General features: G+C 66.7%; 21 protein-coding genes and 3 tRNA genes. 10 read left to right on the top strand and 14 right to left on the bottom strand.

The window, feature by feature from the left end; translation table 11 throughout:
- The 4 genes from QFX32_07775 to ruvC all read right to left on the bottom strand — a co-directional run.
- The coding region (locus QFX32_07775) for a hypothetical protein (protein MDI9633932.1) at positions 1–807 on the bottom strand (807 nt) is incomplete at its 3' end.
- A gap of 137 nt (positions 808–944) precedes the next feature.
- Positions 945–1,943, bottom strand: coding sequence for a Holliday junction branch migration DNA helicase RuvB (ruvB, locus tag QFX32_07770; GenBank protein MDI9633931.1), 999 nt, complete (start codon positions 1,941–1,943; stop codon positions 945–947).
- Between the two features lie 4 nt (positions 1,944–1,947).
- Positions 1,948–2,547 (bottom strand): Holliday junction branch migration protein RuvA, encoded by a 600-nt coding sequence (gene ruvA, locus QFX32_07765; GenBank protein MDI9633930.1) that lies wholly within the window; start codon positions 2,545–2,547, stop codon positions 1,948–1,950.
- Complete coding sequence (gene ruvC / locus QFX32_07760) at positions 2,544–3,029, bottom strand: crossover junction endodeoxyribonuclease RuvC (protein MDI9633929.1); 486 nt, start codon at positions 3,027–3,029, stop codon at positions 2,544–2,546. Before ruvC ends, ruvA begins: the two co-directional genes overlap by 4 nt.
- Before the next feature lie 182 nt (positions 3,030–3,211).
- Between ruvC and QFX32_07755 the strand changes: the two genes are divergently transcribed.
- A complete protein-coding gene (locus QFX32_07755; GenBank protein ID MDI9633928.1) occupies positions 3,212–3,622 on the top strand; it encodes a hypothetical protein in 411 nt (136 codons plus the stop codon).
- Here the strand turns inward: QFX32_07755 and QFX32_07750 are convergent.
- Genes QFX32_07750 through QFX32_07740 form a run of 3 tightly spaced genes read right to left on the bottom strand, consistent with a single transcriptional unit; the run spans position 3,579 to position 5,333 of the window.
- The gene (locus tag QFX32_07750) at positions 3,579–4,133 is read right to left on the bottom strand and encodes a Mut7-C RNAse domain-containing protein (protein MDI9633927.1); all 555 of its coding nucleotides are present in this window, start codon (positions 4,131–4,133) and stop codon (positions 3,579–3,581) included. The genes QFX32_07755 and QFX32_07750 overlap by 44 nt on opposite strands.
- Positions 4,114–5,130, bottom strand: coding sequence for an AmmeMemoRadiSam system radical SAM enzyme (amrS, locus tag QFX32_07745; GenBank protein MDI9633926.1), 1,017 nt, complete (start codon positions 5,128–5,130; stop codon positions 4,114–4,116). Before amrS ends, QFX32_07750 begins: the two co-directional genes overlap by 20 nt.
- 44 nt (positions 5,131–5,174) lie before the next feature.
- Complete coding sequence (locus QFX32_07740) at positions 5,175–5,333, bottom strand: hypothetical protein (GenBank protein MDI9633925.1); 159 nt, start codon at positions 5,331–5,333, stop codon at positions 5,175–5,177.
- A gap of 35 nt (positions 5,334–5,368) precedes the next feature.
- Between QFX32_07740 and pyrH the strand changes: the two genes are divergently transcribed.
- From pyrH to nth, 3 genes are all read left to right on the top strand, one after another.
- Complete coding sequence (gene pyrH / locus QFX32_07735; protein MDI9633924.1) at positions 5,369–6,091, top strand: UMP kinase; 723 nt, start codon at positions 5,369–5,371, stop codon at positions 6,089–6,091.
- A gap of 36 nt (positions 6,092–6,127) precedes the next feature.
- Positions 6,128–6,202: transfer RNA gene (locus tag QFX32_07730), tRNA-Pro, on the top strand.
- Between the two features lie 9 nt (positions 6,203–6,211).
- Entirely contained in the window at positions 6,212–6,901 is a 690-nt protein-coding gene (gene nth, locus QFX32_07725; GenBank protein ID MDI9633923.1) for an endonuclease III, read from the top strand.
- Here the strand turns inward: nth and QFX32_07720 are convergent.
- The 3 genes from QFX32_07720 to QFX32_07710 form a co-directional block, all read right to left on the bottom strand.
- Positions 6,866–8,050, bottom strand: a complete 1,185-nt coding sequence (locus tag QFX32_07720) for an inorganic phosphate transporter (GenBank protein ID MDI9633922.1) — start codon at positions 8,048–8,050, stop codon at positions 6,866–6,868. The genes nth and QFX32_07720 overlap by 36 nt on opposite strands.
- Positions 8,051–8,059: 9 nt before the next feature.
- A complete protein-coding gene (locus QFX32_07715; protein MDI9633921.1) occupies positions 8,060–8,689 on the bottom strand; it encodes a DUF47 family protein in 630 nt (209 codons plus the stop codon).
- Between the two features lie 66 nt (positions 8,690–8,755).
- Positions 8,756–8,827: transfer RNA gene (locus tag QFX32_07710), tRNA-Ala, on the bottom strand.
- A gap of 169 nt (positions 8,828–8,996) precedes the next feature.
- Between QFX32_07710 and QFX32_07705 the strand changes: the two genes are divergently transcribed.
- Positions 8,997–9,668, top strand: coding sequence for an MTAP family purine nucleoside phosphorylase (locus QFX32_07705; protein ID MDI9633920.1), 672 nt, complete (start codon positions 8,997–8,999; stop codon positions 9,666–9,668).
- On the top strand, positions 9,665–10,999 hold the full coding sequence (locus QFX32_07700) for an amidohydrolase (GenBank protein ID MDI9633919.1): 1,335 nt from the start codon (positions 9,665–9,667) through the stop codon (positions 10,997–10,999). Before QFX32_07705 ends, QFX32_07700 begins: the two co-directional genes overlap by 4 nt.
- Before the next feature lie 70 nt (positions 11,000–11,069).
- Here QFX32_07700 and QFX32_07695 read toward each other — a convergent pair whose 3' ends face one another.
- Positions 11,070–12,770, bottom strand: coding sequence for an AMP-binding protein (locus QFX32_07695; protein ID MDI9633918.1), 1,701 nt, complete (start codon positions 12,768–12,770; stop codon positions 11,070–11,072).
- 103 nt (positions 12,771–12,873) lie between these two features.
- Here QFX32_07695 and QFX32_07690 point away from each other — a divergent pair.
- Both QFX32_07690 and QFX32_07685 read left to right on the top strand, forming a co-directional pair.
- Positions 12,874–13,035, top strand: a tRNA-Trp gene (locus QFX32_07690).
- A 204-nt stretch (positions 13,036–13,239) separates the two neighbouring features.
- Entirely contained in the window at positions 13,240–14,421 is a 1,182-nt protein-coding gene (locus QFX32_07685; protein MDI9633917.1) for a bifunctional 5,6,7,8-tetrahydromethanopterin hydro-lyase/3-hexulose-6-phosphate synthase, read from the top strand.
- A gap of 357 nt (positions 14,422–14,778) precedes the next feature.
- On the opposite strand, the gene QFX32_07680 is transcribed toward QFX32_07685, so the two are convergent.
- The gene (locus QFX32_07680; GenBank protein ID MDI9633916.1) at positions 14,779–15,435 is read right to left on the bottom strand and encodes a metal-dependent hydrolase; all 657 of its coding nucleotides are present in this window, start codon (positions 15,433–15,435) and stop codon (positions 14,779–14,781) included.
- Positions 15,436–15,523: 88 nt separating this feature from the next.
- Complete coding sequence (locus QFX32_07675; GenBank protein ID MDI9633915.1) at positions 15,524–16,135, bottom strand: response regulator receiver protein; 612 nt, start codon at positions 16,133–16,135, stop codon at positions 15,524–15,526.
- A 209-nt stretch (positions 16,136–16,344) separates the two neighbouring features.
- Here QFX32_07675 and glyS point away from each other — a divergent pair, with 209 nt between their 5' ends.
- Positions 16,345–18,075, top strand: a complete 1,731-nt coding sequence (gene glyS / locus QFX32_07670; protein ID MDI9633914.1) for a glycine--tRNA ligase — start codon at positions 16,345–16,347, stop codon at positions 18,073–18,075.
- Entirely contained in the window at positions 18,072–20,333 is a 2,262-nt protein-coding gene (locus QFX32_07665) for a DEAD/DEAH box helicase (protein MDI9633913.1), read from the top strand. Before glyS ends, QFX32_07665 begins: the two co-directional genes overlap by 4 nt.
- On the opposite strand, the gene QFX32_07660 is transcribed toward QFX32_07665, so the two are convergent.
- Positions 20,324–20,725 (bottom strand): Sjogren's syndrome/scleroderma autoantigen 1 family protein, encoded by a 402-nt coding sequence (locus QFX32_07660; protein MDI9633912.1) that lies wholly within the window; start codon positions 20,723–20,725, stop codon positions 20,324–20,326. The genes QFX32_07665 and QFX32_07660 overlap by 10 nt on opposite strands.
- Between the last annotated feature and the right edge of the window lie 25 nt (positions 20,726–20,750).

Raw genomic sequence — 20,750 nt, 5'->3', positions numbered from 1 at the left:
CGGAGTCGGAGCAGGAGACTGTGTCACCGCGACGTCCGGTGTCGGGGTGGGAGGCGGTGTCTCCTCGGCGTCCGGAACTGGCGCGGCGGGAGGGACGAGGACGGGGGAGAGCGCTTGACCCGGTCCAGCCGTCGGGGCGGGGGAGGGCGGAGGCGAGGTTGTCGGCTGCGCGGTGACAGGGGTGGCCACCTGTCCCGGGTCGTTCCCGCATGCACCCTGCACCTCCCCGGACAGGTCCGCGTGGACCGCGAGGTCCTCAGGGACGAGGGTATTACTCGCGGAAGCGACGGGGTCAGGTGCGTCCCCGGGGGGAGCCCGCACGACGAGCCTCCCGTTCCTCCCCGTCACTTGGAGCGGAGTCCCACCCTCGTCCTTCAGGGAAAGGACCGTCACGGCGAGCTCGGTCGTCCCCGCCGTGCTCCCCCTGACCTTCAGGGTCGCGAGGAGGACGTCCCGGTGCCCGGGTCGGACCTGGTTGCTCGTGTCCGCACCCTTGAACGTCACGGACCCCGCGGGAACCTTGCTCCTGCTGTTGAGCCGGGCGAACGGGGGGAACCGGAGGGCCGTGATCGTGCCGACGCGCGGGTCGGCGATCCATGCGGTGACCTCGTACTCCGAGAGCCCCGCGAGGAGCTCGTCCGCGATGATGGAGCACTCCCCCGATTCCCCGGGCGAAGGAATCGTGCAGTCGGTCGCGTACACCACGAGTGCCCCCGCCGGTACCCAGAGGACCGGGAGCAGGAAGAGAAAGAGCACTGCGAGCCCGTGCGGTCGCACGGGACCGCCACACCTCCACGACGCGCGCATCTCCACACCCCCATCCCCTCGCGCGATCCGCCCGCCCCGCGGGCGGGACTCCCCCGGATCGCGGGGAGAATGGTATAAATTCCGATGAATCCTCAAGGTATTTATATATTCCCCGGGAACGCGGCTCTCTCCGCCGTTCACCACCACGTGCGCGAGACGTGGCCCATTGCGGCCGGCGTCGCCTCCCTCCCCTTCGGGGTCCTCTTGATAAGCCCCGCCTGGATGAGGTAGGGCTCGTGGACGTCCTCGATCGTGCGGATGTCCTCGCCGACCGCGATGGCGATCGTTTTCAGGCCCACGGGGCCTCCGCCGAACTGGTGGACGATCGCGTGGAGGATCCGCCTGTCGACCTCGTCGAGCCCGAGCTTGTCGATGCCGAGCATCCCGAGTGCCTGGTCCGCGATCTCCCTCGTGATGATGCCCTCGCCCCGCACGAGCGCGAAATCCGCGACCCTCCGGAGGAGCCTGTTTGCGATCCTCGGTGTTCCCCTGCTCCTCCTCGCGATCTCTTCCGCCCCCTCGGGGAGGATGGGGATCTTCATGATCCCCGCGCTCCTCGTGACGATGCGGGTCAGTTCGGCCGTGCTGTAGAGGTTTAAGCGGACGACGATGCCGAACCTGTCCCTGAAGGGTGAGCCGAGGAGGCCGACCCTCGTCGTCGCCCCGACGAGGGTGAAGGGCTCGAGCGTGATCCGGATGGACCGCGCGCTCGGCCCCTCGCCTATCATCACGTCGATGCAGTAGTCCTCCATCGCGGGGTAGAGGATCTCCTCGATGACCGCGTGCAGCCTGTGGATCTCGTCGATGAAGAGGACGTCACCCCTCTTGAGGAGCGTGAGAATCGCGGCGAGGTCCCCGGGCTTCTCGAGGACCGGGCCGCTCGTGCAGTGGAGGTTCGTCCCCATCTCCCTCGCGATGATGTGGGCAAGCGTCGTCTTCCCGAGGCCCGGCGGGCCGGAAAAAAGCGTGTGGTCGAGCGGCTCGCCCCTCGCCCGCGCGGCCTCGATGGCAATGCGCAGCGTCTCCTTGAGGACATCCTGCCCCACGAAGTCCTCGAACCTCTCGGGCCTGATGGCCGCCTCGTCGAGGTCTTCCCCTCCCCCGCGGGGAAGTCCGGTCACCCCGGTATCCGGCACCCTCTCACCCCTCCCGCAGGACCCTGAGTGCAGCCCGCACCACGTCCTGCACCGACGGGCTCGTCATCCCGCGGGCCACGCGCTCCACGGCGTCGCCCGCCTCGCGGGAGGAGAACCCGAGCGCGATGAGCGCGGCCTCGGCGTCCCTCCGCACGGGGTCCTCCGGGACCACGCGGACCTCCCCCGAGAGGAGGTCTGCCCTCTTCTTCATGGTGTCGCGCAGCTCGAGGATGATCCTGCCGGCGTTCCTCTTCCCCACCCCGGAAATCCTCGTGAGCGCCTTCTCGTCCCCGCCGATGACCGCGGCCGCGAGTTCCGGCACGGATACCTGCGAGAGGATGGAGCAGGCGAGCACAGGACCGACGCGCGTGACAGAGATGAGCATCCGGAACATCTCGCGCTCTGCCGGCGTGAGGAACCCGTAGAGCGCGATCCCGTCCTCCCTCACGGCGAGGTGGGTGTGCAGGACCACCTCCCCCTCCGCCCCCGCGAGCCTCTCGAGGAGCGGGCGCGGCATGAAGACCTGGTACCCGATACCCCCTGCCTCGACGATCACCGCCCCTTCCTCCCGTCCCACGATCCTCCCGCGGAGCCGCGCGATCATCCCGGGTATCCCCTCGCGGTGTGGATGTGGCAGAGGGCGACGGAGAGCCCGTCCGCGACGTCGTCGGGCCGCGGGATCGCGGGGAGGGAGAGGAGCCGCGCGATCATCTCCTGCATCTGGCGCTTGTCCGCCCTCGCCGAGCCTGTGATCGCCTGCTTCACCTGGTTGGGCGTGTACTCGGCGACCGGGACGCCCTGCTTGCGTGCGGCGAGCATGATGACGCCGCGGACCTCCGCGACGCCGAGCGCGGACGTCACGTTGCGCGAGAAGAAGAGGGTCTCCACCGCCATCCACTCCGGGGAGTACTCCTCGAGGAGGCGGGAGACCCCGTCGAAGATGCGCTCGAGGCGCTCCGGCGTCCCGCCGGGGCATGGGGAGGTCCTTATGCACGCGTACGCGAGGGGACTCACGGCCCTCCCGTCGGAGGAGAGGATACCGTACCCGACAGTCGCGAGCCCCGGGTCGATGCCGATCACGATCATGGGACGTAAAAGACCATTTTTCCGTGGTTTTCCACTCGATCTATCGGGAAATGGCATCAAATACCTTTCCATGGGGGCGCGAAAGAGAACCGGGGGCCGCTTGCCCGGGTGGAGCCCCCGGTCCGCGGATGCAAAACGGTTTTACCGTGCCAGTGTCTACCTCTCCACAGCGGTGAGAGAGAATGGGAACCAACGAAGACATCATGCACGAATTCGTCCGCCGGGAACTCAAGCGGCTCTTCCCGGCCGTCGACGGCTGGCAGGTAAAGAGTCTCCCCCGGACCCCCGAAGGGGCGGCGTTCGTCGTCTCGCGGAGGATCCTCGGGAGGACGGAGGGGGCACACGTCCTCGTCACGTTCGGGAGGAAGGTCACCGGGGAGTCCGCAAGAACGCTCCGGGAGATCGCCGCGGGATCGCCCATCGGCGGTGTACCCACCCCGCGGCTCGTCGTCATGGCCCCGCAGGGCGCAGACGCGGCGGATCTCCCGGGAGACGTCGAGCTCATCCCCATGAGGAGCTTCGGGTACGAGGGCGAGACCCTCGTCTGGCTCAGGCGCCGTTCCCGGGAGAGGGCGAGGGTTCCCGCCGCGTGACTTCCCCCCTGCCCGGGGGGAATACCTCCCTGAACCTCTTTTCGAGATTCTTCCCGTGGGTCCCGTCCCAGTAGAGTTTCCTGCACCGGGGGCACCAGTAGAACGTCCGCCCGCTCTCCCTCGCCGGCGCGTAGTCTGCCCGCGCCACCTCTGACGGGCGCGCGGGCCGGAGCGGCGTGTTGCAGAGCGAACACCGGGTGAACCTCGCCTCCGGCACGACGAGGCCGGCGCGGGCGAGTGCCCGGACCTGGTCCATGACCTCCCTCTCCTCGACGAGGAATGCATCGGGTCCCCCCCGGCGGGCAAGCTCGCGGTCCATGGTGAGGAGGATCCTCCCCTCGGCGCGGGCGCGGGCGAGGAGGATCGTGTCCTCGCGGGTGTTTCCCTCGCCCATCTCCGTCGCGCTCACCGTGTCGTACCCCATGAACCGCAGGTACCGGCAGAGCGTCCCGAGCATCCGGTCCGCGAGGAACCGGGGGGCCTTCTCTCCCCTAGCCTTTCGCCCTGACATAGGGGATCGGTTCCCCGCACTTGCTGCACGCGTTCCCCGAGATGTTCCGGAACGAGACCGCGTACCCGTACCTCTCGATGCACAGCGCTCCGCAGGCAGGGCAGTACGTGCTCTCCCACGGGTGGGGCGAGACGTTGCCGAGGTACGGGAACTTCAGCCCTTCCTCCCGCGCCTGCCGGTAGATTCGCTCGAGGGTCTGGACGGGCGTCGCGCCCACGTCGCGCATCCTGTAGTCGGGGTGGAAGCGCGTGAAGTGGACCGGTGTCTCGGCCCCGAGGTTGTCGCGGATCCACCGGACGAGTGCGCCCATCTCCTCGCGGCTGTCGTTCTTCCCGGGTATCACGAGCGTCACGACCTCGACGTGCATCCCCAGTTCGCGGGCGAGGACCGCCGCGTCGAGGACGGGCTGGAGGCGGGCGCCGCAGACCTTCCTGTAAAAATCCTCGGAGAACGCCTTGATGTCCACGCGGAACGCCTGGAGCACGGGCGCGAGTTCCCTGAGTGCCTCCTCCGTGATGTACCCGTTCGTCACGTAGATCGTCGCGAGCCCTTCCTTTCGCGCGAGCCTCCCCATGTCGAGCGCGTACTCGTGCCAGATCGTGGGCTCGTTGTAGGTCCACGAGATGCTCGCGCACCCCGCCTGCTTCGCCCGCGCGACGCCCACCTCCGGCGGGAGGTCGCGGAGTCCCGGCATGTCCGTGCCCGCCCTCGAGATGTGCCAGTTCTGGCAGTGCGCGCAGTGGAAGTTGCACCCCACGCTCCCGAGGGAGTAGGAGAGCGTCCCGGGGAGGAAGTGGTACAGGGGTTTCTTCTCGACGGGGTCGACGGCCTCCGCGCTCACCCGCCCGTAGGTGAGGGCAAAGAGCTCCCCCCCGCGGTTGTGGCGGACCCCGCATATTCCCTCCTTCCCCGGCCGGATCAGGCACCGGTGGGCGCACAGGGAACACCGCACCGCACCCTCCCCGCCCTCCGGCGCCCACTGGAGTGCCCTGTGCATCTCTCTCATTGTAGTCTCACTTTCGCCGGTCCCCGGAGATAAACCTAGTGACCTTCCTCCCCGTCGTCCTCCTCGCACGCGACCACGAGCGACCCGCGGTACCCGCATTCCTTGCACGCGTAGACCTGGCCGAGGCATCCCCCGGCGAGGAGGAAGATATCCCTGCTCCCGCAGGCCGGACAGCGTTCCATCGCCTTCAACATCTATATGTGGGGCATGGTGCAATGAATGGGTGACTATGGCCCGCATCGTCCTCTCGCTCGGGGGATCCGTCCTTTTCCCCACGCTCGAATCCCACGCCCTCGCCCCCTACGCCTCCGTCCTCAGGCAGCTCTGCGCGCGGGCAGACATCGCCGTCGTCGTCGGCGGCGGGGGCGAGGCGCGCCGCTACATCAGGGTCGCGCGGGAGTGCGGCGCGGACGAGGCCTCGTGCGACGAGGTCGGGATCCTCGTCACGCGGCTGAACGCGACGATGCTCCGCGCGGCACTCGGGGACGCGGCGCACTACACCGTCGCCGGATCGCCGGGCGAGGCCGCGGCCTCGATGGGGAGGGGGAAGGTCGTCCTGATGGGCGGCGTGACCCCCGGCCAGACGACGGATGCTGTCGCGGCGGTCCTCGCGGAGATCTCGCGGGCCGACCTCCTCGTCAACCTCACCTCGGTCGACGGCATCTACTCGGCGGACCCGGAGTCCGACCCCTCCGCCCGCCGGTTCGACCGCCTTGACTTCCCGGGGCTCCTCGCGATCGTGGGGAAGGCCGGTCTCGAGGCCGGGTCGCACACCGTGATCGACATCGTCGCCGCGAAAGTCATCAGCAGGAGCCGTATCCCGCTCCTCGTCCTCGACGGGAGGGTTCCCGGCCTCCTGCTGGACGTCCTCGCCGGGAGAAAGACGGCGGGGACACTCGTGTGCGCCCCCGGCGAGAATCCGCTCCCCCTGCTCCCCGATTCCCAACCATAACGTATTTGCCGGCGGGGAACAGAATTCTGATCTCCCGGGGTAGTAGGGTAGCCTGGTCCATCCTAGAGCGTTTGGGACGCTTTGACGGCAGTTCGAATCTGCCCTACCCCATTGCCGGCAATGGACAGGGAGCACGCGCGCAGGATCTACGGGATCCTCGAGCGCCTCTACATGGAACCGGGATCCCCGCGGACTTTTCTCTCCTTCGATAACCCGTACCAGATCCTCGTCATGACGATCCTCTCCGCGCGGACGACGGACAGGAGCGTCAATGCGATAAAGGATCGGCTCTTTTCGAGGTACCCGCGGCCCGCGGACCTCGCCGCGGCAGACCCGCGCGAGCTCGAGGAGATCATCCGCCCCCTCGGTTTCTACCGCGAGAAGGCCCGGCGCCTTATAGGGACCGCGCGCGCGCTCGTCGGGAGGTTCGGGGGAGAGGTCCCGCGGACGATGGACGACCTCCTCTCGCTCCCGGGCGTGGGCAGGAAGACCGCAAACATCGTGCTCGACCACGCGTTCGGGGTGCACGAGGGTGTCGCGGTCGATACCCACGTGGCCCGCCTCTCCCGCCGCCTCGGTTTCACGCGCAGGCGCGACCCCGCGGGAATCGAGCGGGACCTTATGGCGCTCTTCCCGAGGGACACGTGGGGAAACCTCAACTACCTCCTCATCCGGCACGGGAGGGCGGTCTGCACCGCGCGGAATCCCTCCTGCGCGACGTGCCCCCTCGGGCACCTCTGCCCCTCGCGGGGGACCGCGGGGACGGGGGAGGCTTCAAAGGAGTCCCGCGAGGTCCAGGGCGACGAATGAGAAGAACGCGCACGCGGCGGTGAGGGGGATCGTGAGGACCCACGCCGCCACTATCCTCCTCACGATACCCCACTGGACCGCCGAGTAGCCCCTCGTCGCGCCGATGCCCATGATCGCCCCGCTGATCGCGTGCGTCGTCGAGACCGGGACACCAAACGCGGTCACGAAGGAGAGGACGACGCCACCCCCCGTCTCCGCGCAGAAACCCTGGTACGGGCGGAGCTTCGTGATTCTCTTTCCCATCGTCTCGACCACGCGCCACCCCCCAAGAAGCGTCCCGAGAGCGATCGCGAGTCCCGAGACGACGATGACCCACGTGGGAACCACGAACTCGTCGAGGACTCCGGCCGCAAAGAGGAGGGCGGTGATCACCCCCATCGCGTTCTGGGCGTCGTTGCTCCCGTGGCCGAGACTGTAGAAGGCTGCCGAGAAGAGCTGCAGCCTCGAGAACAAGGGGTTCATCCGGCGCAGGGACGCGTTGCGGAAGAGGCGCAGGACCACCATCCCGATCATGTACGCGGCGACGAGGCCGAGGACCGGCGAGACCACGATGAAGATGACGATCGCGAGGATCCCCTTGAGCGGGAGGAGACCGGAGACGATCGCGGGCGGGAGGACGAGTGCCGCCCCGTACAGGAAACCGAGTCCCGCGTACTCGACCTTCTTCGAGACCTGGTTCTTCCTCTTCGCGAGCGCCGAGAGGACGAACGCCCCCGCGACACCGCCCGCGAAGATGGCGATCCCGGACCGGACGAGGAGATCGGTTGACGGCCAGAGGACCGCGCCGGGCCCGCCCCACGCGATGGCCGAGCCGATGAGCCCCCCGACGAGCGCGTGGCTCGCCGAGATGGGGATCCCCGCGTACGAGGAGAGGGTCACCCACAGGACCGCCGAGCAGAGGCCGCAGACGATCACCCACGGGGTGAGGAAACCCGGGTCGATGATCCCCTTGCCGATGGTCTTCGCGACGACGGTCGTGAAGACGAACGGGCCGACCATGTTGAAGAACGCGGCCATCGCGACAGCCTTGAGCGGCGACAGCACGCGCGTCGCGACGACCGTCGCGATCGAGTTCGCCGCATCGTTCAGGCCGTTCGTGAAGTTGAAGAGGAGGGCAAGGGAGATGCCGGCGAGGAGGAGGAGATCCATAAAAATACGTCAGGAATGGCGGATCGCGATGTCGGAGATGACGTTTGCGACGTCCTCGCACTTGTCGGTCGCGATCTCCAGGTACTCGTAGATGTCCTTGCGCTTGATGATGGCGATGGGGTCATCCGTCTGGAAGAGATCGTCGTACGCCGCGTGGAGTGCGTCGTCGGCGAGGTTCTCGAGCCGGTTCACCTCGATGCACCTCTCCTCGATCTGGCGCGGGTTCCGCAGGGCCCGGATCCCCTTTATTGCCACCTCGAGCTCGACGACCGAGAGCTGGATCAGCCTCGCGAGCTCGACCATGTGGGAATCGGTCTCCTTGATGCGGTAGTGGTACATCCGCGTCGCGGTGCTCTTGATGTAGTCGAGGATGTCGTCCAGCGCCGACGCGAGGCGCGAGATCTCCTCGGGCTCGAGGGGCGTGATGAACGTCTGGTTGAGCTGCTCGTAGATCTCGTGGGTGATCCTGTCGCCCTCGTGTTCGAGCTCCTCGATCCTGCGCACCTTCTCCCTCACGTCAGAGAAATCGCTGACGAGGTCGACGAGACTGTCGGAAGCGCGCACGGCAACGGCAGCGAGCCTCTCGAACTGGGAGAAGAAGGCCTCGTCCTGGGGAATTATCCACTCCTTGATGGCCAAGTGAGATCACAAGAAGAGAATCCTGATGGGAGATAAAATGATGCGGTTTTTCCCCGGGGAATTCCATGGACCGAGCGGGAATTGAACCCGCGGCCTCTTCCATGCCAAGGAAGCGATCTTCCGCTGATCTATCGGCCCGTACCTTATGGTGTACGCTGCGCTGCCTAAAAAATGATTCTTCTTTCCCGTGGATGGTCGCCCTGCCCCGCGGCCCCGCGGTCGCGCGAACCGAAAACGAGAACAGGGTCCCTCCCGAAAGGTACATGTCCTGCCACCCGCGGGGTGCTCGGGAAATGGAGGGAGACTGATGCTGGGAATCATCGGGGGGACGAGCCTCCTCTACGCGCGGGTCCCCCGCCTCGAGGAGAGGGTCGTTCACACCCCCTACGGGAACTGCACGGTGATGACAGGGGAGATCGCGATCCTCCTCCGGCACCAGGGGTCCGTTCCCCCCCACAGGATCAACCACCGCGCGCACCTTGCCGCGCTCGCCCTGCTCGGCGTGGACCGCCTCGTCCTGATCGGGTCATCGGGCTCGCTGAAGAGGGAGATCCCGCCGGGTTCCCTCGTCATCCCGACCGACTACTTCTCGTTTTCCGGTGTGCCGTCCATCCACGACCACGCGATCCGCCACGTCACGCCCGGGTTCTCCCGAGGGCTCCTCGCGCGCCTGCGCGGGATCGTCCCCGAGGCGCGGTTCGGGGGGACATACGTCCAGACGCCGGGGCCGAGGATAGAGACGGTCGCCGAGGTGAAGGCGCTCTCCGCGGTGGGAGACATCGTGGGGATGACGGTTGCGTCCGAGGCGACCCTCGCCGCGGAGCTCGGGATCGACGTCGCGGCCCTGTGCACCGTGGACAACTACGCAAACGGCATCTCGGACGAGACGTTCACGTACGAGAAACTGCTCGAGTCCTCGGCCGCGTACGCGGAGCGGAACGGGGAGATCCTCGCGAGGATCATCGGGGGACTGTCGTGAAGGGAGGGGAGCTCTTGGATACCGGGGTATTCGGGAGGGGGTCCCTCCTCGTCGGGGACGTGAGGATCGGGGGGGAGAGGGTCGACATCTTCATCGAAGGGGACGGGACGATCGCGTCTGTAGGGGCAGGAATTGGCCGCGCTGCCCGGCGCGACGCGGACCGCGTGATCGAGGGGCACGGGGCGTTTGCCCTCCCCGCCCTCGTCAACACCCACACGCACGCGGCAATGTCGCTCCTGCGGGGCTACGCCGAGGACATGCCGCTCGACAAGTGGCTCTCCGAGAAGATCTGGCCCATCGAGGCACACCTCACCGGGGAGGACGTCTACTGGGGGACGAAGCTGGCATGCCTCGAGATGGTCCGTTCCGGGACCGTCGCGTTCAACGACATGTACTTCTTCATGGAGGACGCGGCGAGGGCCGTCGCGGAGACGGGGATGTGCGCGGTCCTCGCGTACGGCTTCATCGACCTCTCCTCTGAAGAGAAGCGCGAGGCAGAGATCAAGAACACGGAGAAGTTCGTGAAATTCGTGAAGGACCTCCGGAATCCGCGGATCAGGGCCGCCGTGGGCCCCCACGCCGTGTACACGGTCTCGCGGGAAGGGCTCCGCTGGTGCGCGGAGTACGCGCGCACGGAGGGGATCGGGATCCACGTCCACGTCTGCGAGACGGAAAAGGAGGTCAAAGACGCGGTCGCGCTTTACGGCAGGCGCCCCGTCGCGATCCTCGACGAGTGCGGCATCCTCACCCCCCGGACGGTCGCCGCGCACTGCTGCTGGCTCGACCGCGACGAGTGCGCCCTCTTCGCCCGCCGGGGGGTCCACGTCTCCCACTGCCCGGTGAGCAACATGAAGCTCGCGACGGGGCGCGCGATGCCCTTCCACTGGCTCGCGGAGGCGGGGGCCTCGGTCACCCTCGGGACCGACGGGTGCGCCTCGAACAACAGCCTCGACCTCCTCGCGGACGTGAAGGTCGCAGCACTCCTCCAGAAGTTCGCGTGGAACTCCCCGACGCTCCTCTCCGCCGGGGAGGCGCTCGCGATGGCGACATCCGCGGGTGCCCGGGCGCTCGGGTTCGGGAACGGGAGGATCGCGCCGGGGGAGCCGGGGGACATCATCCTCGTGGACCCGCGTGCCGTCTGCAACACCCCCGCGCACAGCATCGCCTCGAACATCGTGTACTCCTGCACGGGGAGCGTCGTGCGGACCACGATCTGCCGCGGGAGCGTCCTCATGCACGAAGGGATCGTGCCGGGCGAGGAGGAGGTACTCCGGGGGGCATCGAAGGCTGCAAAGAGGCTCGTTACGAGGGCGAGAGGGGAAAAGGGATAGGCAGGCTACCCGCCCGCGATTCGCGGGGGGATTGCGGGAAAAGGGGGGAACGTCGTTTCGGGGGGCGTTCTCACGCCGTCTCTATCTTCGCGACTGCCTCGAGGCCGAGCTCCTTTATCGCGATCTCCCTCATCCTGAACTTCTGGACCTTCCCGGTGACGCTCATCGGGAACTCGGTCACGAACTTCACGTACCGGGGGATCTTGTAGTGCGCGATCTTGCCCCTGCAGAACTCGCGGACCTCCTCCTCGGTCATCGTCTCCCCCTCCCTGACCATGACCCACGCCATCAGCTCCTCGCCGTACTTCTCGTCGGGGACCCCGATCACGTACACGTCCGCAATCTTCGGGTGGTTGTGGAGGAACTCCTCTATCTCGCGGGGGTAGATGTTCTCGCCGCCCCGGATGACCATGTCTTTTAAGCGCCCGACGATCTTCACGTACCCCTCCGCGTCGATCGTCCCGAGGTCCCCCGTGTGGATCCAGCCGTTCTCGTCGAGCACCGCGTGCGTCGCGCTCGGGTTGTTGTAGTAGCACTTCATGACGCAATACCCGCGGGCGCATATCTCGCCGACCTCGCCGCGCGGCACGATCTTCCCGGTCTTCGGGTCGACGATCTTCAGCTCCGTGTGGGGGAAGACCTTCCCCACCGTCGAGACGCGCCGCTCCAGCGGGTCCCTCGTCGTCGTCATGGTGATCCCCGGCGATGTCTCGGTCTGGCCGTAGACGATGACTATCTCGGACATGTTCATCTTCCGGTTCACCTCTTTCATCACCTCGATGGGGCACGGGGAGCCCGCCATGATCCCCGTGCGGAGCGTCTCCATCGAGTAGCTCGGGAAGTCCGGGTGGGAGAGCTCCGCGATGAACATCGTCGGGACGCCGTGGAGGGCGGTGCACCTCTCCTTCTCGACGGTCGCGAGGACGTCGCCCGCGTTGAACACCGGCGAGGGGATGACCATGGTCGCGCCGTGCGTCACGCAGGCGAGGTTCGAGAGGACCATCCCGAAGCAGTGGTAGAACGGGACGGGGATGCAGAGCCTGTCCTTCTCCGTGAAGTTCATCCCGTCGGCGATGATGTTCCCGTTGTTCAGGATCCCGTGGTGGGAGAGGACGACACCCTTAGGGAACCCCGTCGTCCCGCTCGTGTACTGGATGTTGATCGCGTCGTCGAAGGAGAGGGAGTCCTCCCGCGCGAGGAGCTCGTCCCGCGTCACGTCGTGTCCCCCCCTCACGATCTCGTCCCACGAGAACATCCCGGGGGGAGCCTCGCTCCCCATGAAGATGACGTTCTTGAGGAACGGGAACCTCTCGGTGTTCAGGTGACCGGGCCGAGAGGTGGCGACCTCCGGGCACGTCTCGAGGAGCATGCCCACGTAGTCCGATGTCTTGAACCTCCCCTGCACGATGAGCGTCTGGATCTCTGCCTGCCGCAGCACGTAGTCGAGCTCGTAGGGGCGGTAGGCCGGGTTGATGTTGACCATGATCGCCCCGATCTTCGCGGTCGCAAACTGGGTCACGACCCACTCGGCGTGGTTCATGGCCCATATCCCGACGCGGTCGCCCTTCTCGACTCCTATCGCCATCAGGCCCTTCCCGAACTCCTCCACCTTCCGGAGGAACTCCCTGTAGGTGTACCGGACACCTTGGTGCACCGAGACCAGCGCCTCGTTGTGGGGGTACTCCTGCGCGACGAGGGTGAGCATCTCGCCTATCGTGAGCCCGAGGAGGGGCTTGTCCGAGACTCCGCAGTCGTAACTGGCTGCAACCATCCAGAACCTGTTCGCGCTGCATTCATATAGCCCCACCGGAATCGCACCGGCCGTGGCCACAGCATAATCCTTAAATCCGCGCGATGTGACCTAATACATCCAAGGGGTCGTGGCCTAGTCCGGTATGGCGACGGGCTCCAGCGGTAGTTCGCGTCGTGCGGATGATGAACAATGGGTCTCCTGATTGGATTGGTGATGATCCGTTGGAGCACTGACGCATGTCGGAGAGACCCGTCGGTCGTGAGTTCAAATCTCACCGGCCCCACATTCTCCCGCGGTTGAGACATCTCTTTTGCCCGGGCGAACCCGGCGAGATCTTCACGGACCACCCCGCACCGGCGGGCAGCATCCCGTTTCCCCGCGTGTCCCCGTGCGGTCTCCCCGGTCTTTCGCGCCGTTCCTCGCACCGTTCCTCGCACATTTATTAACGTGCCGGTCCACATAGTGAGTGAGGAGATCGATCCGTTTCATGTACCACATCGGTGAAGCACTGGTCGGGGAGGGGCCGGAGCTGGCCCACGTGGACCTCATCCTCGGGGACAAGGACGGCCCCGTGGGAGCGGCGTTCGCAAACGCCCTCTCCCAGCTCTCGGCAGGGCACACGCCCCTGCTCGCCGTGATCCGGCCCAACCTGATGGCGAAACCGGCGACCCTCGTCATCCCGAAGGTAACGCTGCGCAAGGCGAGCCAGATCCGCGAGATGTTCGGGCCCGTGCAGGCTGCCGTCGCGAAGGCGGTCGCGGACGCTGTCGAGGAGGGCGCGTTCGGCGATGCCGACCTCGAGTCGATCGTCATCCTCGCGAGCGTCTACCTCGACCCGGAAGCACAGGACTACAACAAGATCTACCGGTACAATTACGGGGCGACGAAGCTCGCCGTCGCGCGCGCGCTCGAGAACTTCCCCGACAAGAAGACCCTCCTCTACGAGAAGGACAGGGCACCCCACGCGGTCATGGGGTTCAAGGTCCAGCGCCTCTGGGATCCACCGTACCTCCAGGTCGCCCTCGACATCGTGGACATGGGCAAGGTGAGGTCCGTCCTATCCGCCCTCCCGGAGAACGACCACCTCATCATCGAGGCGGGGACGCCGCTCATCAAGAAGTTCGGTCTCTCGGTCATCGGGGAGATCCGGAAGGTCAGGCCCGCGGCCTTCGTCATCGCCGACCTCAAGGTCCTCGACACGGGGAACCTCGAGGCGAGGATGGCGGCCGACGCGTCGGCAGACGCGGTCGTCATCTCGGGCCTCGCGCCGAGGGCCACGCTCGAGAAGGCGATCGCGGAGGCGAGGAAGACGGGGATCTACTCCATCGTCGACATGCTCAACGTGCAGGACCCCGTGGCAATCCTGCGGGGACTCGGTGTCAAGCCCGACGTCGTCGAGCTCCACCGCGCCATCGATGCCGAGGACAGTGCCCACGCGTGGGGCGACATCCCCGCGATCCGGAAGGCCGCGGGACGGCGGATCCTCGTCGCGACGGCGGGCGGGATACGCGTGGAGAACGTGAAGGAAGCGCTCGCCGCGGGGGCCGACATCGTGGTCGTGGGGAGAGCGATCACCATGAGCAAGGACGTCCACTCCGCGGCCGACCTCTTCCTCGAGCAGCTGAACAGGGAGGAGATCGACCAGTTCCGGGTGATGACGGACTTCTGACCTTTTTCTCCCTTTTCCCCCTCTCCGCGTCCCCCGCCAACCACCCGTGGAATTCCCGCGCGGGACTCTCCTCCCATCAAAAAAAGTCCCCTCCCTTTTCCTGCCTCCCGCTGCCGCCACGCAACTTCACGAAAAAAGGAAACGCCCGGGGTCTCCCCGCGAAACGGCACTCCCCGCCGTTCCCTCTCCCTCCCCCGGTCACCTGATGAACAGGTACCAGAGACCGACAACGATGATGAAGAGGATGATCCCCGTCCCTATCACCGTCTTCCCGTCGAGCTCCACGTTTCTGTCACCCCTGGATAACCGAGGGTTCGCCCGGGACTATATAAAAGTATCCCGGGCGGCTCCCCCCTATCAGAGGGAGAGGCTCTCCCCGGGCCGCAGGATGACCGCCCTGCAGTCCGTCGTGCGCTCGAGGGCGCGGGCGAATTCCCGCGGGTCCTTTGCGATGGCGGGCCACGTGCCGTAGTGGATGGGGACGACGACCGGCGCCCCGATCATCTGGGCGGCAACCATGGCCTCCTCGGGGCCCATCGTGTACCTGCCCCCTATCGGGAGGAGGGCGACGTCCGGGTGGTACAGCTTCCCGACGAGTGCCATGTCGGAGAAGAGCGCGGTGTCCCCCGCGTGGTACACGGACTTCCCGTCCATCCTCACGACGAAACCCGCGGCGGCGCCCGCCGTGAACCCCGGCCCTGCCTCCTCGAGCCACGCCGAGTGGACCGCCGGGGTCATGGTGAAGGTGACCCCCCGGAATTCGATCGTCCCCCCGATGTTCATCGGCTCCGTCTCCCACCCCCGCGAGCGGAGAAACTTCGCAATCTCGTTGACCGCGACGACCGGGACGCCGGGGAAGTCCGGGAGGCACCCCGTGTGGTCGGCGTGCCCGTGGGTGAGGGCGATGACGTCGGGCTCTGCACCGATCTTCCCGCCGGGCACGAACGGGTCGAGGAGGACCTTCCTGCTCCCCGAGACGAGGACGCACGCGTGCCCAAACCACGTGATCTCCATTTTCGTTCCCTCCGTGCGAAAAGGCATGGTTCCCTTGGGAGGGTGAGGGGCGGGAGAAAAGAACTTTGCGGTCCGCGGCGCCACGCGCTCACGTGACGTCGATCAGCTCCGCCTCGGTGATGTCGATTGTCTCCCCTAGGCCGTCCTTCGTCGCGCTCCTCGTCATCTGCTCCGAGAGGTCGCGGTCCTCCATCACGTCCCTGATCCGCTCGAGGTACGGGTCGATCGTGGTATCGTCCCTCTGCTCGAGGACATGGCGGTACTCCCGGAGCGTCGAGGGGCTCACGCCGAGCTCCTCGGAGATCTCCTTCATCGTCTTGCCCGACGCGAGGAGTTCCTCGAGGCGTTTCTGGTCAAACGGCATCTTGAAGTCGAGGTCCCTGAAGAGCTTCAGCCTGACCCTTGCCCTCGCGACGGTCTTTGAGAGTTTCTCGTCGCCGAGTTCCCTCGCGATCTCCGTGTCGTTCTTGCCCGCGTAGTATGCGGAAATCAGCCTCGCGAGCTGGATCGGCTTGAGCTTCGTCTTGAAAATTCCCTGCTCGAGGATCTCACGCATGACGAGTGCGATCTCCCTCTCCACCGCGTCGCGGTCACGCAGGGTGCCATGGATCTTCTTCATCGGCTCCACGATCTTTGTCTTCCCTGAGATGTCTGAGAACAAACGGAGGAGTTCTCGCTTCCTCTTTTTTTCGTCCTGCATGAAGCCTCACTGGCAGACTACCGAATTAGATACCGTCCTTCGTATTTAACCTTACCTTTCTGCCCCGGAATCGCCGGATTCTCCCGTACAGGGCAATGATCTGTTGGAATGGTCTTCCTCATACAAATATTTTGTGAGTCGTCCCCCGGGAAATCCCCACAGTTTTTTGTGGCCGCGGGCCCAGATATAGGGAGAGTGACCCTGTTCCCATGAGCGATATTTACGATGCAGTCATGGACCTCGCGAAGCGGAGGGGCTTCATCTGGCCGACGGCCGAGTGCTACGGTTCGGTCGCCGGGTTCGTCGACTACGGCCCGCTCGGCGCGATGATGAAGAGGAGGATCGAGGACGTCTGGCGGGAGTTCTACGTGGCGGGGGAGGGTTACTACGAGATCGAGTGCCCGACGATCGGCCAGGAGGAGATCTTCGTCGCCTCGGGCCACGTCAGCGGCTTCACCGACAAGATGTGCCAGTGCCCCCACTGCAGAGAGTACTTCAGGGCAGACCACCTCGCGGAGGGGGCAGGCCTCCCGGCGGCATCCTCCCTCGACGCGGCACGGCTCGCGGAGACCATCCGCGACCTCCCCTGCCCGTCCTGCAACGAGAGGTTCGGGAACGTCGAGGTCTTCTCGTTCAACCTCATGTTCGAGACCTCCATCGGGCCCGGCTCCCAGCGGAAGGGCTACCTCCGGCCGGAGACCGCGCAGGGGATGTTTACAGATTTCTCGCGGCTCCTCCGGTTCTACAGGGACAGGCTCCCCTTCGGGGCTGTCCAGATTGGGAAGTCCTACCGGAACGAGATATCGCCCCGGCAGGGGATGATCCGGCTGCGGGAATTCACGCAGGCCGAGGCCGAGATATTCGTCCACCCGGAGAAGAAGGACCACCCGCGGTTCTCGCGGTACAGCGGTTACCGCGTCCCCCTGCTCGGGATCGCGCAGCAGCAGGAGGGGTCGCCCCCCGTCGAGATGACCATGCAGGAGGCCGTGGATTCCGGCACCGTCGCCCACAGCTTCCTCGCGTACTGCATCGCGCTCACCCACGAGATCCTCGTCACGATCGGGGTGAGACCCGAGAGGCTCCGGTTCCGGCAGCACCTCCCCGAGGAGAGGGCCCACTACGCGGTGGACTGCTGGGACGCGGAGATCTACTCCGGGCGGTTCGGGTGGGTCGAGACGGTCGGGATCGCGGACCGGACAGACTACGACCTGCGGGCCCACGAGAGGCACAGCGGGGAGAGGTTCTCGGTCTTCATCCCGTTCCCCGAGCCGAGGAGGGTGAAGCGGACGAGGGTCGTGCCGCGCATGGGCGCGCTCGGACCCCGGTTCAGGGACAGGGCAAAGGCGATCGCGGCGGCGCTCGAGGCCGCGGACCCCGCTGCCGCCGGCGGCGTGGTGAGGGTCATGGTGGACGGCGAGGAGATCGAGGTCACGCCCGACCTCTACGACGTCCGCGAGGAGGAGGTCGAGATCCCGGGCGAGGAGGTCGTCCCCCACGTGATCGAGCCGAGTTACGGGATCGACAGGATGATCTACGCGGTCCTCGAGCACAACTACTCTGAAGAGGTCGTGAGGGACGAGGAACGGAGGGTCCTCCGGCTCCCGCCGCGCATCGCGCCCATCCAGGCGGCGGTCTTCCCCCTGATGAACAGGGACAACCTCCCCGAGATCGCGCGCGGGATCGCGGAGAGCCTCGCCGCCCGCGGCATCGTCGCGGAGTACGACGACTCGGGGGCGATCGGCCGGAGGTACAGGAGGCAGGACGAGATCGGGACACCGTTTGGGATCACGGTGGATTACCAGACCCCGGAGGACGGGACCGTGACGCTCCGCGAGAGGGACAGCATGGAGCAGGTGAGGGTCCCGGCTCGGGAGATCCCCTCGATAGTCTACTCGCTCGTGAAGGGCTGGACGACCTTTGCGCAGCTCAAGTCCCCATGACCACCATCTCCCACCCCTACATCGTGCAGGGAGCCCTCGAGTCGCGCGCGTACCAGCTCTCGATCGCGATGAAGGCGCTGGAAGGCCACACGATGGTCGTCCTCCCGACGGGGCTCGGGAAGACGGCGATCGCGCTCCTCGTCGCGGCATCGCGCCTCTACAACGAGGGCGGCAAGGTCCTCGTGCTCGCCCCAACGAAACCCCTCGTCGAGCAGCACATGCGGTTTTTCTCGGCGTTCCTCACCCTCCCCGGGCGGGACGAGCGGACGTTCGCGATGTTCACGGGGGAGACGCCCGCCGCGGAACGGGAGAAGGCATGGGAGGACGCGCGGGTCGTCTTCGCGACGCCGCAGGTCATCAAGAACGACGTCCTCTCCGGGGCTTACGACCTCTCCGACGTCGTGCTCGCGGTCTTCGACGAGTGCCACAGGGCCGTGGGGAACTACGCGTACGTCTTCATCGCGAAGCGCTACCTTGAGACGGCGCGCTCTCCGCTCGTGCTCGCGATGACCGCGTCCCCGGGGGGAAAGAGGGAGAAAGTCGAGGAGGTCTGCAGGAACCTCGGGGTTACCCGCGTCGAGACCCGCACGGAGAGCGACCCGGACGTCGCGCCTTACGTCCACGAGAGGGAGATCGAGGTGATCGAGGTCGAGCTCCCCGCCGAGCTCCGGCAGGCGGCGGCATCCCTCAACTCCCTCATCGACAACCGGCTCGCCCAGCTCCGGTCCCTCGGGTTCCCGGTGCCTCCCCGCGCGGAACTCTCGATGAAGGTCCTCAACGCCCTCAACGCCCAGATCCAGCAGAGGATACAGGAGAGGGATCCCACGGGATTCACGGCGGCATCCCTCCACGCCGAGCTCCTGAAGCTCCGGCACGCGGTAGGCCTCGTGGAATCGCAGGGGAGCCGCGTATTCTGCCAGTACGTGAACAGGCTCTTTGCCGAGGGGACCGGGAGCGGCAGCCCGAAGTCCGCGGCCCGCCTCGCGAGGGACCCCGTCTTCGTCCGCGTCCTCGAGCAGTGCATCTCGTGGAAGGAGGAGCTCCACCCGAAACTCGGGGTCCTCGCCGACGTCGTGCGCGAGCAGGTCGAGGCCTCGCCGGGGAGCAGGATCATCGTCTTTGCGACCTACCGGGACATGGTCCAGCAGATCGTGGACTTCCTCGCGGCGAGGGGCATCCCGAGCCAGAGGTTCGTCGGGCAGGCGTCGAGGGACACCGAGAAGGGCCTCTCGCAGAAGAAGCAGATAGAGGCGATCCGGAAGTTCCGCGAGGGGGAATTCCGCGTGCTCGTCGCGACCTCGGTCGGGGAGGAGGGGCTCGACATCCCTTCCACTGATCTCGTCGTCTTCTACGAGGCTGTCCCCTCCGAGATCCGGAGCATCCAGCGGAAGGGGAGGACGGGGAGGAGCGGGAAGGGGAGGATCGTCGTCCTCGTCACGAGGGGGACGACCGACGAGGTGTTCCGTTACGTGAGCCAGACCCGCGAGAGGACGATGCTCTCCGGGATCCGCCGGATGCACCGCGAGGCGAGCCGGCCGGCGGGCAGCGACGTCCCCCCATCAACCTCGCAGACATCGATCCGGGACTTCGACGACCCCCCGGGCGACGGCGCGGGCCATGGCACCGTGGTAAGGGTGGACGACCGCGAGACGTCCTCGGGGGTCGTCGAGGCCTTGTCCGCGCTCCGCGTCCCGATGGAGATAGGGAGGCTTCCCGCCGGCGACTACGCGGTGGGAGACAGGGTCCTCGTCGAGAGGAAGACCGTCCGGGATTTCGTGGACACGCTCGTCGACCGCGACCTCTTCTCCCAGTTGAAGGACCTCTCCGCGAGTGCCCCGCGGCCGGTCCTGATCATCGAGGGGACCGAGGACATCTACGCGGTGAGGGACATCCACCCGAACGCGATACGGGGGACGCTCGCGGCCATCGCCGTCGACCTCGGGATATCCGTGCTCTTCTCGCGGAGCGAGGAGGAGACCGCCCAGATCATCGCGGTCCTCGCGCGGCGCGAGGAGGGAGGAGAGAGGGAGAGGACACTGCCCATCCGGAAGTCCGCCGAGTCCCCGCGGGCGCAGGCCGAGATGGTCATCGCGTCTTTCCCGGGCATCGGGTTGCGGCACGCGCGCGCCCTCCTCTCGCACTTTGGGTCCGTGCAGGCCGTGGTCAACGCGCGCGAGGAAGACCTCGTCAGGGTGAAGGGGATAGGAAAGGAGAGGGCGAGGAAGGTGAGGGAGGTCTCGGAGGCACCCTACTCCTGACCGGGTTCCGGGGGGAGTGCCCGCAGCGCCTCCACGCCGGCGCGGACGGCCTCCATGAGGATCCTCGCGCGGCGCGGGTCCTCTTCGCACTCGGCCCTCGCGCAGAGGGCAACGACCGCGCGCTCGAGTGCCTCACGCACCCTCCCGCCGCGCACGGCGGGTATCCCCTGCTCCCCCGCGGCCGGCGCGGGCACCGGCGCGGTTCCCGGGGGGACGCCGCGTCCTCCCTCCTTCTCCCTGCAGACCACGCAGAGCGTCTCCCCCTTCACGTCGAAGAGGGGGCACCCGCAGGCCGGGCAGGTCGCGGAGAGCATCCTGCCGCCCTTCAGGAGGTACCGGGCCATGACCTCGTCCTCGCGCACGCCCGGTCCCGTCTCTCCTCCCGCCGTCATTTCGCATGGTTTATATTGCCTGTCC

The organism is Methanolinea sp., assembly GCA_030055515.1.
Taxonomy (GTDB): Archaea; Halobacteriota; Methanomicrobia; order Methanomicrobiales; family Methanospirillaceae; genus Methanolinea_A.
This window is presented reverse-complemented; position numbering and strand designations above follow the sequence as displayed.